Here is a 15603-nt window from a genome sequence, read left to right as displayed (position 1 = left end):
CATGCGGCGCCTGCGCTTCTTCAACCTCGCCGCCAACCGCACGCAATGCATACTAGCCGCCTGCGCCTACAATCTGCGGACCATGATCGGCGCCCTCTATCCACCTGGCGGAAAGCCGGCATGAGGAGGAGTCTGTCTAAAATCGGCGGATCGGCCGGTCATGCCGGTCGATGCCATACCAAGCCGTCGAAAACTGCTTTCCCGGCCTTCAAAAAAGCCCCATTAACTCACCAACCAGGATTTCGCTTCCCGTGCAAAGCCCTCCAGCGGGGAGAAGGTGGCCGAGCGAAGCTCGGTCGGATGAGGGGTGTTCCAAGGAACGCCGACGTCTCGTTTCTTCCAACACCCCTCATCCGGCTCGGCGCTGCGCGCCGATCCACCTTCTCCCACAAGGGGAGAAGGAAAGGCGAAAAAGAAGCTGAAACAATTGCGCCATGCGCGCGGCATCGTGCCGACACAATCCGGGCCGATAAGCGCGCCGAAACAAGGGGTCGGGGCCATGGCCACGCTACAGAAGTTCGACATCATCGATAGCGGCGCACGCGATGCCTCGGTCCGGCTGCGGCCGGCCGATGGTTATGCGCCGAAGACGAAGCAAATCGCCGGACCGTTCGAGATCGCGGCGCAACAGCGCAGCGGACCGACGATGCGCGACGTGCTGATGACCGGACTGCTGGTGATCTATCCGGTGTTCGCCGCGCTGGCGGCCATCCTTGCCGGGTTTTTCCTCGCCGGCGCCGGCGGCGCCTGAGCCGCTATTTCGGCCGCTTGAACGCTTTCCGTTCCGCCTCGACCGGCTCGCGGCAGACGCAGCCCTCGAGATGGTCGTTGACCAGCCCCATCGCCTGCATGAAGGCGTAGACGGTGGTCGGGCCGACAAAGCTCCAGCCGCGCTTCTTCAGCTCTTTCGAAATGCGGACCGAGACGGCCGTCGTCGGATTGGCGCGCAAATGCGCGAGGTCGACGATCTCGGGCCGCTCGTCGGGGCCGGGTTCGAACTTCCAGAACCAGGCGGCCAGCGAGCCGGCCTCGTCGATGAGTTCGCGGGCGCGCTTGGCGTTGTTGATGGTCGAAACGATCTTGCCGCGGTGACGGATGATGCCGGCATTGCCGAGCAGGCGCTCGACATCGGCGTCGGTGAAGGCGGCAATCTTGTCGACATCGAAGCCGGCAAACGCCTCGCGGAAATTGTCGCGCTTGCGCAATATGGTCAGCCAGGACAGGCCCGACTGAAAACCTTCGAGGCAGATCTTCTCGAACAGGCGGCGGTCGTCGGCGACCGGCCGGCCCCATTCGTCGTCGTGGTAGTGCAGATAATCCGGCAGGTTGCCGTGCCAGAAGCAGCGGGCGATGCCGTCGGGACCGGCAAGCAGACCTGTCTTTTCATCCATGGCGGAATTCCGTTCGTGTCTTGGCGTTAACGCGTTTTGACGCGGCCTTTACCGCGGCTTTACCAGATTCCTGAACCGGGCGGTAACCACACCAAAAGCTTTACTAACAGATCGGCATTTTACGCATTCCGATTCATGTTTCGGTTGCCGCTTCGCGCCCAATGTCGGCGAAATCGGGGAGGCTTTGCACCCCGGCATGTTCGACGATCAAGGTGCGTTGCGATGAAGACATTCTTGTTCCCACTGTTCGGCGCCGCGGCCGTGCTTGCGGCCGGCGCCGCCAATGCCAACGACCGCTATGCCGAGAGGCCGCCGGTGGTGGTCAGCCCAGATCTTTCGGCGCCCTGGGTGCTGCAGCTCGGCCATGCGCCGGGCATCGTGCGGCAGAGCCGGCAAGAGGCGCAGCCGCAACGGCGCTACCGGCGGCTGGCCGAACCCGATCAGCTGCGCACCGCAGCGGTGCAGGCGCCGGCCAAGCGCATGGTGATGCGGCCGCAGATCGACCCGATCTATCTGCCGCAGGAAGTCGCCTATGACGGCCCGCAGAAGCCGGGCACGATCGTCATCGATACGCGAGAGAATTTCCTCTATCTGGTCGGGAAAAACGGTAAGGCGCGGCGTTATGGCGTCGGCACCGGCAAGCCGGGCTTCGAATGGTCCGGCACCCACAAGGTCACCAACAAGCGCGTCTGGCCGGATTGGCGGCCGCCGGCGGTGATGATCGCCCGCGAAGCCGCCAAGGGCCGTTATCTGCCGACCTATCTCGCCGGCGGCATGGAAAACCCGCTCGGCGCACGCGCGCTCTATCTCGGCTCGACCGAGTACCGTATCCACGGCACCAATCAGCCCTGGACGATCGGCGGCGCGGTGTCGTCGGGCTGCATCCGCATGCGCAACGAGGACGTGGTCGACCTTTACGAGCGGGTCAATGTTGGCACGACGGTTGTAGTGATGTAATCTGCGGTTGACCCCACCGATGATTCTGCTCAGAAGCCTCGGGAGCATTGAGTAACGGGGGACGGGCCGTGTGGGGATGCGGCCAGTCACGAAAGGGCAGCGCGGCAAGCCGTGCTGCCCTTTTTGTTTCCGCCAACGCCAGCAAGAATTGACGGGAAGATTTTGCCGGCACGTCGCGCGACCGGCATGGCGGTTCGCTTTTCGCGCTGCCTTTTCGCGGTTGCTTTGCTATGTGGCGGCTAAAATCCAGATAAAGGCCCCATCCCGATGTCCCTTTCCGATGACAGCCGCTATCTCAGAGGCGGCCCGGTTGCCCAACGCATCATCGCCGGCGTGCGCGAGGACGCGGCGATCGCCACCGCCGAAGGCTTTCCGCCCAAGCTGGTGTCGGTCACCGTCGGCGATACCGCCGCGGTCGACGTCTATGTCCGCAACCAGCGCGCCAAGGCCGGCTTGGCCGGCATCGGCTTCGAGGAAAGGCGCTTTCGCGCCGACATCACCGCCGGCGAGCTGGAAGCGGCAATCCACGGGCTTAACGCCGACCCGCGCGTCACCGGCATCATCATCCAGCGGCCGGTGCCGGTGCACATTCCGATCAAGACGCTGCAGGCGGCGGTGCATCCGCTCAAGGATGTCGAGGGCATGCATCCGGCCTCGATCGGCAACATCGTCTACAACCAGCTCGACCTGGCGCCCTGCACCGCCGCCGCTTCGGTCGAACTGCTCAGGGAAACCGGCCTCGACCTCAAGGGGCTCGAGGTGGTGGTCGTCGGCCATTCCGAGATCGTCGGCAAGCCGATCGCGTTCCTTTTGATGAGCGAAGGCGCGACGGTGACCGTCTGTCACCACATGACGCGTTCGGTGGCGGCACACGCACGCCGCGCCGACGCACTGTTCGTCGCGGTCGGCAAAGCGCGGCTGATCAAGGCCGACATGGTCAAGCCGGGCGCCGCCGTCATCGATATCGGCATCAATTCGGAAATCGGGCCGGACGGCGAGAGCCGCATCGTTGGCGACGTCGATGCCGAGAGCGTCAGGCATGTCGCGTCGTGGATCACGCCGGTGCCGGGCGGCGTCGGCCCGATCACGGTGGCGATCCTGCTGCGCAACACGATGGTGGCGCTCAGCCGCCAGCGCGCCCGCTACCAGGCCACCTACGGCATAGCGGACAGGCTGGCGGCGGAGTAGGCGACTGGCGCATCACTCGGCCGCGACAACCGCCCTCTCTTCGCGAACGCCTTCGGGCCTCGGCCCGCCATAGGCCCAGTCGAGCAGCTTTATCGTATGCACCACCGGCAGCTTGGCGGCAGAAGCGATCTGGGTGATGCAGCCGATATTGCCGGTGGCGACGATTTCAGCACCGGTCGCCTCGATATTCCTGACCTTGCGGTCGCGTAGCGTTGCCGAAATCCCGGGCTGCAGGATGTTGTAGGTGCCGGCCGAACCGCAGCACAGATGCCCTTCGCGCGGCTCGCGCACGACGAAGCCGGCACGGACCAGAAGCTCCTTCGGCTGGCGGGTGATCTTCTGGCCGTGCTGCATCGAGCAGGCTGAGTGATAGGCGACGATGGTGCCCGGCTTGCGGACCGGCTCGGGCAGGTCGAGGCTTGCCAGATATTCGGTGATGTCCCTGGCCAGCGCCGAGACGCGCGCGGCCTTGTCGGCATAGGCCGGATCGAGGCGCAGCATGAAGCCGTAATCCTTGATGGTGGTGCCGCACCCGGATGCGGTGATGACGATGGCGTCGAGTCCACCCTGCTCGATGGCGCGCGTCCAGGCGTCGACGTTCCGTCGGGCCGACGCCAAGGCAGCGTCCTCGCGCCCCATATGATGCACCAGCGCGCCGCAGCAGCCCTCGCCCTCGGGCACCACGACCTCAACGCCAAGCCGGGTCAGCAGCGAAATCGTCGTGTCGTTGATGCCGGGATCGAGCACCGACTGCGCGCAGCCGGTGAGGATGGCGACGCGGCCATTTTTCTTCGCGCCCTGCCCGGCATGGACGCCCGGCGAGGCCATCGGCGAGACTGCCGGGACCGACGCCGGGGCCAGCTTCAACATCGCGCCCAAAGGCTTCAATGCCTGGATTTTCTCAAACAGGCCGGCGAATGGCTGGCCGAGCTTCGCCAGCTTGAGCGCCGCGCGGAAACGCGAGGGATAGGGCAGCACGAAGGCCAGCATGGCGCGTGTCAGGCGATCGGCCAGCGGACGCTTGTAGGTCTCCTCGATATGGACGCGGGCGTGGTCGACCAGATGCATGTAGTTGACGCCCGACGGGCAGGTGGTCATGCAGGCGAGGCAGGACAGGCAGCGGTCGATATGGGTGACGATCTGCTTGTCGGCCGGCCGTCCGTTTTCCAGCATGTCCTTGATCAGATAAATCCGGCCGCGCGGCGAATCCAGTTCGTTGCCGAGCGTCACATAGGTCGGGCAGGTGGCGGTGCAGAAGCCGCAATGCACACATTTGCGCAGGATCTTCTCCGATTCCGCGACATGCGGATCGGCGAGCTGGGCAGCTGAGAAATTGGTCTGCACGTAAACGAATCCTTACCGTTTGAGCATGATCTTTTCCCAAAACCGGTACCCACTTTTGGGGATCATGCTCATAATCCCAGAAACCAGCTTTCCGGGTTCTTGACCGCCTCGCCGCGCTGCAGCGCCTGCAGGCCGAGAATGCAGCGGGCGATGAACCAGACGGCAACGGCAACCATCAGCACGACACCGATGACCACGACCATCAACAGCGCCGAGATCAGTGCATAGAGCAGGCCGATCCAGAAGGTGCGGATCAGGAATGTGTAATGGCTCTCGACGAAGCCGCCGGCCTTGCCGCGATTGATATAGGCCAGGACGACGCCGACAATGCCGCTGACGCCGATGGCTAGGCCGGCGAGATAGAGGATGTAGATGACCAGCGCGTTGGTCGGGCCGGGCTCCAGCCAGCGGTCGGTCTGGCGTGACGTACCGTTTTGGCCTGGATCGCTCATTGTGCTCCTCCCTCGGTTGCCGGCGCGAGAGTAGCAGAGCTTGCGCCCGGCGCCATACGGCCGGGATTGAGGATATTCTTCGGGTCGAATTCGGCCTTCAGCCGCGCCGACAGTGCTGCCAGTTGCGGCGCTTGCGGTTCGAACACCGGCACGGCGGCGCGGTGCGAAGGGGTTGCGCGCACCAGCGTCGCATGGCCGCCGCCATGTCTTCTGATCAGGCCGCGCAACAGGCCAGCCTCGGGATCGTCCTGCTGCATGCGCAGCCAGATCAGCCCGCCCTGCCAATCGTAGAAGGCATCGACCGGGGCCTGCATGCGCAGCGCCAGCACCATCTGGTGGCCCCGCGACGGCGCCATCGAGACGCGCCACACCGGCCTTTCGCTGCCATCGGCGAACGGCGCGCAGTCGCGGACATCGCGCCAGACCGAGTACGAGACCGAACCGGAAATCTCCTGCAGCGGCCCGGCGTTTTTCAGCAGGTCTTTCAGCGCGGCAATGCGGTAAGCGACTGACGGGCCGAAGCCCTCGATGCGCAGCAGCGTCGCGGCATCGCTGCCGAGACTGCCGCCAGCGACCCTAGCTGCGACCCGTTCGGGAAGATGGGCAGCACTCGACACTTCGGCGCTGGAACCCAGCGCCAGCGCCATGGCGGCGGCGGCGTGATCGTCGAGCAGGCCGCGGATGGCGAGCGTGACTTCGGTCTCGGCAGCAGGCAGCACCTTGAAGGTGACGTCGGTGAGCACCGCCAGCGTGCCCCAGCTGTTGGCCATCAGCTTGGACAGATCGTAGCCGGTGACGTTCTTGACGACGCGGCCGCCGGACTTGAAGGCCTCGCCACGCCCGGAAACGGCCGCTATGCCGAGGATATGGTCACGCGCAGCACCCGCCTTCAGCCGGCGCGGGCCGGAAAGGTTCGCGGCGAGTGCGCCGCCGATCGTGCCTCGCGCTGGCTCACCGCCGAGCAGCGGGCCGTAATCCATCGGTTCGAAGGCAAGTTGCTGGCCGTTTTCGGCAAGCAGGCTTTCGATTTCGGCCAGCGGCGTGCCGGCTTTTGCCGACAGCACCAGTTCGGCCGGCTCGTAAAGCATGACGCCGGAGAGTCTGGAAAGGTCGAGCGTATGCTCACTCTGCTGCGGCCGGCCGATACCGCGCTTGGAGCCGTGGCCGAGGATTTCGAGCGGGGAGTCTTCGGCGGCGGCCCAGGCGACGGTGGAGAGGACTTCGGCTGCGGTGGTGGGGACGAAGGTGGTCATGAGGCGGATGCGCCAATGGCAAATGCAAAGACGTCGCGTTCCTTCGCGCCCCCCTCTGTCCTGCCGGACATCTCCCCCTCAAGGGGGGAGATCGGACGTCGCGTCTGGCTTCGCCAATCGTCAATATTGAAAGAAGGCTGAGGCGTGCAAGCTGCCAATCTCCCCCCTTGAGGGGGAGATGTCCGGCAGGACAGAGGGGGGTGTTCAAGCGCCAACATACCCACTCAAAACCTCGGAATGTCCGGAAACGCCACTTGCCCGCGATGCACGTGCATTCGCCCGAGCTCGGCGCATCGCCTCAATTGCGGGAAGACCTTGCCGGGATTCAAAAGATGGTTGGGGTCGAAGGCGCACTTGACGCGCATCTGCTGGTCGAGGTCGATCTGGTTGAACATTTCCGGCATCAGGTCGCGCTTCTCGACGCCGACCCCGTGCTCGCCGGTCAGCACGCCACCGACCTTGACGCAGAGCCGCAATATGTCAGCGCCGAAACTCTCCGCCTTGTCGAGTTCGCCCGGCACGTTGGCGTCATAGAGGATGAGCGGGTGCAGATTGCCGTCGCCGGCGTGGAAGACATTGGCGACGCCGAGCCCGTATTTCTCCGACAGCTCGCGCATGCCGGCGAGCACGCGCGGCAGTTCCTTGCGCGGGATGGTGCCGTCCATGCAGTAGTAGTCGGGCGAGATGCGGCCGACCGCCGGGAACGCCGCCTTGCGGCCGGCCCAGAAGCTCAGCCGCTCCTGTTCCGACTGCGACGTGCGGCATGTGGTCGAGCCGTTCCTAAAAGCAATGGCTTCGACCAGGCCGATCAGGTGGTCGACCTCGACACCCGGCCCGTCCAGCTCGACGATCAGCAGCGCCTCGACATCCAAGGGATAGCCGGCCTGGACGAAATCCTCGGCGGCGTGGATGGCCGGACGGTCCATCATCTCCATGCCGCCCGGAATGATGCCGGCGCCGATGATATCGGCAACGCATTGGCCGGCCTGCTCGCTGGTCGGGAAACCGATCAGCAGGGCACGCGCCGTCTCCGGCTTCTTGAGGATGCGTACGGTGACCTCGGTTACGACGCCGAGCAGTCCTTCGGAGCCGGTCATGACGCCGAGCAGGTCGTAGCCTTCCGCGTCGAGATGGCTGCCGCCGAGGCGCACCACCTCGCCATTCATCAGCACCATCTCGATGCCGAGCACATTGTTGGCGGTGAGACCGTATTTCAGGCAGTGCACGCCGCCCGAATTTTCCGCGACATTGCCGCCGATCGAGCAGGCGATCTGGGAGGATGGATCGGGGGCGTAATAGAAGCCCTCCTGCTCGACGGCGGTGGTGATGCCGAGATTGGTGACGCCGGGCTGGGCGACGACGACGCGGTTCTGAAAATCGATCTCGAGGATGCGGTTGAAGCGGCTCATCACCAGCAGCACCGCGTCTTCGAGCGGCAGCGCACCGCCGGAGAGCGAGGTGCCGGAGCCGCGCGGCACGACGCGGATGTTGCGGTCGCTGCAATATTTCAGCACCCGCGAGACCTGGGCCACGGTTTGCGGCAATACAACGACGAGCGGCAATTGCCGGTAGGCGGTGAGCCCGTCGCTCTCGAAGGCGCGCATGGCATTGGCGGCGTCGACGACGCCCTCGCCCGGCACCATGATGCGCATATCGGCGACGATCTCGTCGCGCCGGCGCATCGTGGCGTCGTCTGGTTTCGGCATGGCAAGGCCGGACATCGACAGCCTCCTTCGATCGACTGGTAAAAATCTTTTACCAGCGACGGTGGTCGCTTGCAAATGCCGCTTTGGCCGGGATGAGAGGCCTATGGCCGAGACAGCCTTCCGCAGCGGCAATCTGCCGCTGCGCCCCACACTACTCGCCCGGCTGCTTGCCTGGTTCGGAGTGCATGCGGCGGACGCGGCGCACGCCCCACCAGACGAGCACGACGGCGAGCGGCACCGAGGCGGCGGTGACCATTTCCGGCGCGAAGGCATGGCCGAAGATCGAGGCGCCCTTGGCGACGTAGCCGATGAGGCCGACGACATAGTAGGAAACCGCGGCGACCGAGAGCCCCTCCACCGTCTGCTGCAGCCGCAATTGCAGGCGGGCGCGATTGTTCATCGATGCCAAAAGATCGCGGTTCTGCTTCTCGACCTCGACGTCGACCCAGGTGCGCAGCAGTGTGGTGGCACGGGTGAGCTTCGTCGACAGGTTGGCCTGACGCTCCTCGACCGAACGGCAGGTACGCATCGCCGGCGCCACGCGGCGCTGCAGAAAACCGCCCCAGGTGTCGTAGCCGGGCACCGCCTCTTCGTCGAGCGCCTCCAGCCGTTCGCGCACGATGCCGTCATAGGCGCGGCTGGCGCCGAAGCGGTAGAGGCTGGAGGCGGCATCGGCCTCCAGCTCGGCGGCCAGTTCGGTCAAGTCGGCAAGCAGCGTCTGGCTGTCGCGGGTCTCGGCGACCTTCATTTCCAACGTGGTCTGGGCCAGCCTGTCTTCGATGCGGCGGGCGCGACCGGACAGCGTCAGGGCCAGCGGCAGCCCAAGCATGGCCAGCGTGCGGTAGGTCTCGATGTCGATCAGCCGCTGCGACAGTGCCCCGGTGCGCGCCGGGGTCAGGCCGCGGTCGAGCACCAGCATGCGGGTCAAGCCGTCGCCATCCTGACGGAAATCGGTGACGATGGCCGCGTTGCCGCGCTCGACCAGCGAATAGCACAGGCTGGTCGGGTCGAAGCCGGCGATCAGTTTTTCGTTCGCCGGCGTCCATTTGCGGATCTCCAGCCTGATGCCGGAAATCACCGTGCCCGGCGGCGAAAACCCGTTGCCGAAGGGTGTGTCCTCTTGCCCCCTGCCGTTTTCGGCGAGCGGGCCTTCCCAGAGATAGGTCGAGAATTCCGTGTGGCGTTCCCAGCGCAGCGAGCCCTTGCCCCATTTCATCGCGTGGTGGCGGGCGTGAGGGTCGGGCGCGGCAATGCCGAGGCGTCGCGACAATTCGGAAAGCACGGCCTGATCGATCCCGGATCCAGCTTCGGTCATGAAGGAAAGCTGCACCAGCACGCGCGGCTTTTCGACCAGCGGCTGCGGCCGGGCGTGGACCTCGCCGAGCGCGCCCGGCCGACCTTCATGCGCCGGAAAGCCCATGACGGTGCCGCCCACGGCTTTGGCGCGCAGCTGGAATTCGAGGCTGGACGGGTCGGCGTCTGGCACGGCTGGTCCCCCAGGCTTCTCTGAGCCTTTGGCAATGATGTCCCTCTAGAGCGGTCCATCGTTTCACGGAAACGCCGAACCGCTCTATCTCTTTGATTCCGCGCAATTCCGGACGGAAAACCGTTTCACACTTTTCCTGGTTGCTCTAGAGGCAATCTCCAGAGGGCGCAAACGCCCAGTTTAGCTCAAGCTGATATGAAGCCGCGGCTGTGAAACGGACCCGGCCCCGGCGAATTGGATAAATAATTTGACCAGTTGGCGACGCCGGCTTTATCTTGCGCGACATCGGTTCAACCCCCAGGCATCCCGTTTGAGCGACATTTTCTCCCGGATCGAGCATTCGCGCACCGCCGACGAGGTGGTGCAGCAGATCGAGAGCCTGGTCCTCGAAGGCGTCCTGCGCACCGGCGACCGGCTGCCGGGCGAGCGCGAACTGGCGCGCCAGTTCGAGGTGTCGCGGCCGATCCTGCGCGATGCCTTGAAAGCCTTGGAAGGGCGCGGGCTATTGACCACACGGCCAGGCGGCGGCACCCATGTCGCCGATGTCATCGGCCAGCTGTTCACCAAGCCGGTGACCGACCTGATCTCGATGCATCGCAAGGCGGTGACCGACTATCTGGAGTACCGCCGCGAGATCGAGGCGGTGGCGGCGGAATATGCGGCGCGGCGTGCCACATCGGACGATCTGGCGCTGCTCGACCGCATCATGGCACGTATGGACGAGGCGCACCGGACCGGCAATTTCGACGACGAGGCGGAAATCGACATCGAGTTCCATCACGCGATCTGCGAATGCGCGCACAACATCATCCTGCTGCACACGCTGCGCTCCTGTTATCGGCTGCTGTCGGAAGGCGTGTTCCAGAACCGGCGGCTGGTGTTCAGCGTGCCGGGCGCGCGCGAGGCGCTGCTTTCGCAGCACCGGGCAATCTACACGGCGGTCAAGGCCGGCGATGCAGCCGCGGCGCGGCAGGCGGCGATGGACCACATCTCCTACGTCGAACGATCGATGGCCGAGGCCGAGCGCAGCGGCGACTGGCAGCGCGTGTCGCGGCTGAGGCTCAGGCAACGCTCCGAGCCCGGTGGCGGTGAGCCGGCAAGAAAACAGCCGTAGGCACCGCCCAGAAAATTCAACGACGAACCAGCGAAGAACCAGCGGAAAAAGATCCATGAGCAGCATTCTCACCATCGCCGACCTCAAGGACCTGGCGCGCCGCCGCGTGCCGAAGATGTTCTTCGACTATGCCGATTCCGGCGCCTGGACCGAAAGCACCTACCGGGCCAACGAGGAAGATTTCCAGAAGATCAAGTTCCGCCAGCGCGTGCTGGTCGACATGGACAACCGCTCGCTGGAATCGACCATGATCGGCGAGAAGGTGACGATGCCGGTGGCGCTGGCGCCGACCGGCATGACCGGCATGCAGCATCCGGACGGCGAGATGCTGGCGGCCCAGGCGGCGGAAGAATTCGGTGTGCCGTTCACGCTGTCGACAATGAGCATCTGCTCGATCGAGGATGTCGCGTCGGTGACCAGGAAGCCGTTCTGGTTCCAGCTCTATGTGCTGCGCGACAAGGACTTCGTCTTCGATTTGATCGACCGCGCAAAAGCGGCGAAATGTTCGGCGCTGGTGCTGACGCTCGACCTGCAGATCCTCGGTCAGCGCCACAAGGATATCCGCAACGGGCTTTCGGCGCCGCCGCGAATGACGCCGAAGCACCTCTGGCAGATGGCGACAAGGCCGCGCTGGTGCGCCGGCATGGCCGGCACCAAGCGCCGGAGCTTCCGCAACATCGTCGGCCATGCCAAGGGCGTCGGCGACCTCGCCTCGCTATCGTCGTGGACGAAGGAGCAGTTCGATCCGCATCTGTCGTGGAAGGACGTCGCCTGGATCAAGGAGCGCTGGGGCGGCAAGCTGATCCTGAAAGGCATACTCGACAGGGAAGATGCGCTGATGGCGGCCAGGACAGGCGCCGACGCGATCATCGTATCCAACCATGGCGGCCGCCAGCTCGACGGCGCCTCGTCGTCGATCATGGCGCTCGAAGAGATCGCCGACGCCGTCGGCGACGCGATCGAGGTGCATATGGACGGCGGCATCCGCTCCGGCCAGGACGTGCTCAAGGCGCTGTGCCTCGGCGCCAAGGGCACCTATATCGGCCGGCCTTTCCTGTACGGCCTCGGCGCACTCGGCAAGGAAGGGGTTACCAAGGCGCTGGAAATCATCCGCAAGGAGATGGACATAACGCTGGCTCTGTGCGGAAAGCGTCTGGTCACCGACATGGGCAAGGATCAGCTTCGGCGCTAAAGTCACGTGACGGCATGATCACGGAGGCGACGCAGGCATTGACGGAGCCCGGCATCAGTTTCTACGAGGCGCGCGGACCGCAAGGCATGCGTCTCTACGCGATCGGCGATGTGCACGGCCGGCTCGACCTGCTGACCGCCATGCACCGGCGGATCGAGGCGGAGCTCGGTCAAAGGCCGTCGGCCGATTGGCGCGTGATCCATCTCGGCGACTATGTCGACCGGGGCCCGGACTCCAGGGGCGTCATCGATTTCCTGATCGACGCGCAGAAACGCGATCCGCGTCACCTGATGCTCGCCGGAAATCATGATCTCGGCTTTCTCGATTTTCTCGATGTCCCCGATCCGGACGGGCTGTTCATGCGCTATGGCGGCATCCAGACGGCGCTATCGTATGGTGTCTCACTCGGTGGGAGCAGCGCCTGGTTTGGCCGCGCCGATGCGGCATTGCGGCAAGGGCACGCCGCACTGGTCGAGGCGGTGCCGCAGAACCATGTCGAGTTCCTGCGCTCGCTGCCCTTCTCAGTGACGTTCGGCGACTTCTTCTTCTGCCATGCCGGCATCCGGCCCGGCGTTGCGCTGGAAAGCCAGACCCGGCAGGACCTGATCTGGATCCGCGAGGTCTTCCACGATCACACCGGTCTTCATCCGAAGATCGTGGTGCACGGCCATACGCCGGTGCCCAAGCCCGAGATCACCGGCAACCGCGTCAATGTCGACACCCTCGCCTGGCAGTCGGGAAACCTCACCGCGCTCGTGGTAGACGGCGCTGACAAGCATATCCTGACAGTCACGGGTGAGCGGGCGTAGGTAAGGCGTGAGGTTATGTGCAGAGGGTCTAGCGAAGCGCGGCGGTGACGCCGTAGCCGTCGACGGCATTATGGTTGTTGGCTGCGTCGGCGGAATAAATGCCGAGGCCGCACAAGACGATGGCCGACAACATGGCAAAGGACAAAAAGGCTGCTTTCACGGACGTCATCTCTTGTTGAGCTTTCTGCATCTATGCACGAGCGGGTTACCAATGCGTTGAAACGCAAAATACGTCGCAAATGTCTGACGGTTTCGCGCTTCTAGGCATGTTCTGTATCGGCGGTGTGTCGCGCGGGTCACAGGAAAGGTTCATCGCGGTTGCACGCAAGATGCAGAGCGGGCGCCTTTTAGGCTGGCGGACAGACACAGGCCAAGGATGAAACGCGTTATCCCCGGCGGATTTGCCGCCGCGTGCCAAATATGCAACGTCGCCAAATACGCTGACTATATGAGCCGTCAGATCGTCGCCACCCAGGCGCGGGCGATGGCCAGGCCGGCGGCATCGGCTTGCGGTCCGTTGCGGGCCATTTCATCGTCGAGCCGGCCCGCCCATTCAGGATGCCGCTCGGCGATCAGCGGTGCGAAGGAGGTGCTCCAGTCGCGCACCATCGGACTGTCGGCCTCGAAATGGAACTGGAAGCCGTAGACGGCGCGGCCGATACGGAACGCCTGGTTCTCGGCGACGGCATTGCCGGCCAGCCGCACGGCAGTCTTAGGCAAGACAAAGGTGTCGTCGTGCCATTCGAAGATCGGGAATTTTGCGGGCAAAGCGGCGAGCACCGGATCGGCCTGCGCCGCCGCGGTGAGCGCGACCTCGTGCCAGCCGAACTCCGACGCGCCGCCGATCTGGTTCTCGCCGCCAAAGGCGCGCGTGACCAACTGGCTGCCGAGGCAGATACCAAGCACCGCGCGATCCCTCTCGGCAAAGTCGCGCGTCAGGTCGAGCAGGCCCGGAAAATAAGGACAGAGCTCGTCGTCCAGCGCATTCTGGGCGCCGCCGAGCACTACCATGGCGTCATGCCCGCCGCTATCTTGCGGCAGCGCGTCGCCGCAGTAGGGACGGCGCAGGTCGATATCGACGCCCGCCTCGACAAGAGCCGCGCCGATCTGGCCAAGGCCCTCATTGTCGAAGTTCTGGACAACCAAGACCCGCATCGAAACCTGCTGACATGAAATTGATGCAACGAGCGATATCATGGCGCCAGCATTGCAGCCAACAGGGAACGCCTATGCCACTGCAAAACCGGGTCGACCCGTTCGGCGCCATCCATGCCGTGCCGGAGCGCGGCCTGTTCATGGGCAATCGCGGCATCATTCACGACCCCGAGACGAGAACGCTGTTGAAGAAGCGCTGGGCGCTGCAAGCCTGGATCATCTGCGTCTGCGAATTCCATAACGTGCGGCGCGAGCCGATGGGGCGCAACCGGGCTGGCGGCAAGGCCGGCTGGACCGAACTGTTTTTCCTCGACGAGGTGACGGCACTTGCCGCCGGGCACCGGCCCTGCTTCTTCTGCCGGCGCGAGCGGGCCAGGGATTTTGTCCGGCGTTTCGGCGACGCCTTCGGCATTGCCGAGCCACGCGCGCCGCAACTCGACAAGCGCCTGCACAAGGAGCGCGTGGCATCGGGCGGGCGGGCGCCGAGACTGGAACCGGAAGCGCTTGCGGACTTGCCGGACGGCACGATGATCTCGTCAGGAAACAGGGCGTACGTCCTGTTTGACGGCGCCGCGCTGCCCTGGAGTTTCGGCGGTTATGGCGAACCGGTGGGGTTCGGCGGTTTTACCGACAGTCCAATCCGCCTGCTCACGCCAGCGACAACTGTTTCGGTGCTGCAGAAAGGCTACGAGCCTGTCTGGCATCCTTCCGCCGAGGCTTGACGCCGAGGGTGACGTTGCCGCATTCCTCGGCGATGCGCGCCAATTACAAGATGCAGCGGCTGTTCGTGCCGGACGGGCTTGGACCGGACATCGAGTTCGACATCGGCCCGCAGCAGAGCCATTATCTCTCGCACGTGCTGCGGCTCGGCGAAGGCGCCGAAATTCTGGTCTTCAACGGCCGCGACGGCGAATGGTCGGCGGCGATCGCGGCAAAATCGAAGAAGGCGTTGCGCCTGAAGTTGCTGGCATTGCAGCGGCCGCAGCCGCCGTTGCCCGATCTCGTCTACTGTTTCGCGCCGCTGAAGCAGGGGCGGCTCGACTACCTCGTGCAAAAGGCGGTCGAGATGGGCGCTGGCATCCTGCAGCCGGTCATCACCCAGCATACGCAGGTGGCAAAGCCCGGCATCGAGCGCCTGCGCGCCAATGTCGTCGAGGCGGCCGAACAATGCGGCATATTGGCGGTGCCGGAGCTGCGCGAAGCGGAAAAATTCGAGCGCCTGCTCAGCAACTGGGACCGTGAGCGGCGGCTGATCTTCTGCGACGAGGATGCATCGACCAACAGTCCCCTGCCGGCATTGCAGGCGGTGCGGGAGAACAAGCTCGGCCTGCTGGTCGGGCCGGAGGGCGGCTTTTCCGACGAGGAGCGCAGGATGCTGAGAGCCCTGCCCTTCGTTACCGCCATTCCGCTTGGGCCGCGCATCCTGCGGGCGGACACGGCGGCCGTAGCGGCACTGGCGCTGATCCAGGCGACAATCGGGGATTGGTGATCAATTCCAGTTACCCTCTGGCTCAGGATTTTTCGCTTGATCGGCTACTGACATTTCGTCCATCTAG

At 64.7% G+C, this 15603-nt stretch carries 16 protein-coding genes; 8 read left to right on the top strand and 8 right to left on the bottom strand.

The annotated features are described in order from the left end of the window. The first annotated feature begins 499 nt into the window (after positions 1–499). Positions 500–751: a hypothetical protein gene (locus NKI67_RS28760; RefSeq protein WP_031213141.1), complete on the top strand. Its 252-nt coding sequence runs from the start codon at positions 500–502 to the stop codon at positions 749–751. Positions 752–755: 4 nt separating this feature from the next. Here the strand turns inward: NKI67_RS28760 and NKI67_RS28755 are convergent, their stop codons facing one another. Then, positions 756–1391 (bottom strand): DNA-3-methyladenine glycosylase I, encoded by a 636-nt coding sequence (locus tag NKI67_RS28755; RefSeq protein WP_023680451.1) that lies wholly within the window; start codon positions 1389–1391, stop codon positions 756–758. A gap of 222 nt (positions 1392–1613) precedes the next feature. Here NKI67_RS28755 and NKI67_RS28750 point away from each other — a divergent pair, with 222 nt between their 5' ends. Together NKI67_RS28750 and NKI67_RS28745 are read left to right on the top strand one after the other, a co-directional pair. Beyond that, complete coding sequence (locus NKI67_RS28750; RefSeq protein ID WP_023680452.1) at positions 1614–2348, top strand: L,D-transpeptidase; 735 nt, start codon at positions 1614–1616, stop codon at positions 2346–2348. A 267-nt stretch (positions 2349–2615) separates the two neighbouring features. Next, the gene (locus tag NKI67_RS28745) at positions 2616–3536 is read left to right on the top strand and encodes a bifunctional 5,10-methylenetetrahydrofolate dehydrogenase/5,10-methenyltetrahydrofolate cyclohydrolase (RefSeq protein WP_023680453.1); all 921 of its coding nucleotides are present in this window, start codon (positions 2616–2618) and stop codon (positions 3534–3536) included. Positions 3537–3548: 12 nt separating this feature from the next. Here NKI67_RS28745 and glcF read toward each other — a convergent pair whose 3' ends face one another. The 5 genes from glcF to NKI67_RS28720 form a co-directional block, all read right to left on the bottom strand. Further along, on the bottom strand, positions 3549–4880 hold the full coding sequence (glcF, locus tag NKI67_RS28740) for a glycolate oxidase subunit GlcF (protein ID WP_023680454.1): 1332 nt from the start codon (positions 4878–4880) through the stop codon (positions 3549–3551). A 68-nt stretch (positions 4881–4948) separates the two neighbouring features. Further along, entirely contained in the window at positions 4949–5332 is a 384-nt protein-coding gene (locus NKI67_RS28735) for a DUF4870 family protein (protein ID WP_023680455.1), read from the bottom strand. Beyond that, on the bottom strand, positions 5329–6585 hold the full coding sequence (locus tag NKI67_RS28730; protein WP_023680456.1) for an FAD-binding protein: 1257 nt from the start codon (positions 6583–6585) through the stop codon (positions 5329–5331). The genes NKI67_RS28735 and NKI67_RS28730 overlap by 4 nt, the downstream gene beginning before the upstream one ends. A gap of 224 nt (positions 6586–6809) precedes the next feature. Beyond that, positions 6810–8306: an FAD-linked oxidase C-terminal domain-containing protein gene (locus NKI67_RS28725; protein ID WP_023680457.1), complete on the bottom strand. Its 1497-nt coding sequence runs from the start codon at positions 8304–8306 to the stop codon at positions 6810–6812. A gap of 136 nt (positions 8307–8442) precedes the next feature. Continuing rightward, positions 8443–9777, bottom strand: a complete 1335-nt coding sequence (locus NKI67_RS28720; RefSeq protein ID WP_023680458.1) for a DUF3422 family protein — start codon at positions 9775–9777, stop codon at positions 8443–8445. Between the two features lie 310 nt (positions 9778–10087). On the opposite strand from NKI67_RS28720, the gene NKI67_RS28715 reads away from it, so the two are divergent. From NKI67_RS28715 to NKI67_RS28705, 3 genes are read left to right on the top strand one after another with little or no spacing between them, the layout of a single operon-like run. Further along, the gene (locus NKI67_RS28715; RefSeq protein WP_023680459.1) at positions 10088–10891 is read left to right on the top strand and encodes an FCD domain-containing protein; all 804 of its coding nucleotides are present in this window, start codon (positions 10088–10090) and stop codon (positions 10889–10891) included. Between the two features lie 55 nt (positions 10892–10946). Then, positions 10947–12083, top strand: a complete 1137-nt coding sequence (locus NKI67_RS28710; protein ID WP_023680460.1) for an alpha-hydroxy acid oxidase — start codon at positions 10947–10949, stop codon at positions 12081–12083. A 38-nt stretch (positions 12084–12121) separates the two neighbouring features. Then, a complete protein-coding gene (locus NKI67_RS28705; RefSeq protein ID WP_031213158.1) occupies positions 12122–12892 on the top strand; it encodes a metallophosphoesterase family protein in 771 nt (256 codons plus the stop codon). Positions 12893–12920: 28 nt separating this feature from the next. On the opposite strand, the gene NKI67_RS28700 is transcribed toward NKI67_RS28705, so the two are convergent. Further along, positions 12921–13052 (bottom strand): hypothetical protein, encoded by a 132-nt coding sequence (locus tag NKI67_RS28700; protein ID WP_280952144.1) that lies wholly within the window; start codon positions 13050–13052, stop codon positions 12921–12923. 296 nt (positions 13053–13348) lie between these two features. Beyond that, complete coding sequence (locus tag NKI67_RS28695) at positions 13349–14047, bottom strand: type 1 glutamine amidotransferase (protein ID WP_023680463.1); 699 nt, start codon at positions 14045–14047, stop codon at positions 13349–13351. Positions 14048–14121: 74 nt separating this feature from the next. Here NKI67_RS28695 and NKI67_RS28690 point away from each other — a divergent pair, with 74 nt between their 5' ends. Together NKI67_RS28690 and NKI67_RS28685 are read left to right on the top strand one after the other, a co-directional pair. Next, a complete protein-coding gene (locus NKI67_RS28690; protein ID WP_023680464.1) occupies positions 14122–14769 on the top strand; it encodes a hypothetical protein in 648 nt (215 codons plus the stop codon). A 32-nt stretch (positions 14770–14801) separates the two neighbouring features. Next, positions 14802–15536, top strand: a complete 735-nt coding sequence (locus NKI67_RS28685; RefSeq protein ID WP_023680465.1) for a 16S rRNA (uracil(1498)-N(3))-methyltransferase — start codon at positions 14802–14804, stop codon at positions 15534–15536. The last annotated feature ends 67 nt before the right edge of the window (positions 15537–15603 follow it).

Origin of the sequence: Mesorhizobium sp. M0408, assembly GCF_040321495.1 — a bacterium.
Lineage (GTDB): Bacteria > Pseudomonadota > Alphaproteobacteria > Rhizobiales > Rhizobiaceae > Mesorhizobium.
The sequence above is the reverse complement of the archived record's forward strand: the minus strand, read 5'-3'. Positions and strand labels throughout refer to the sequence as shown.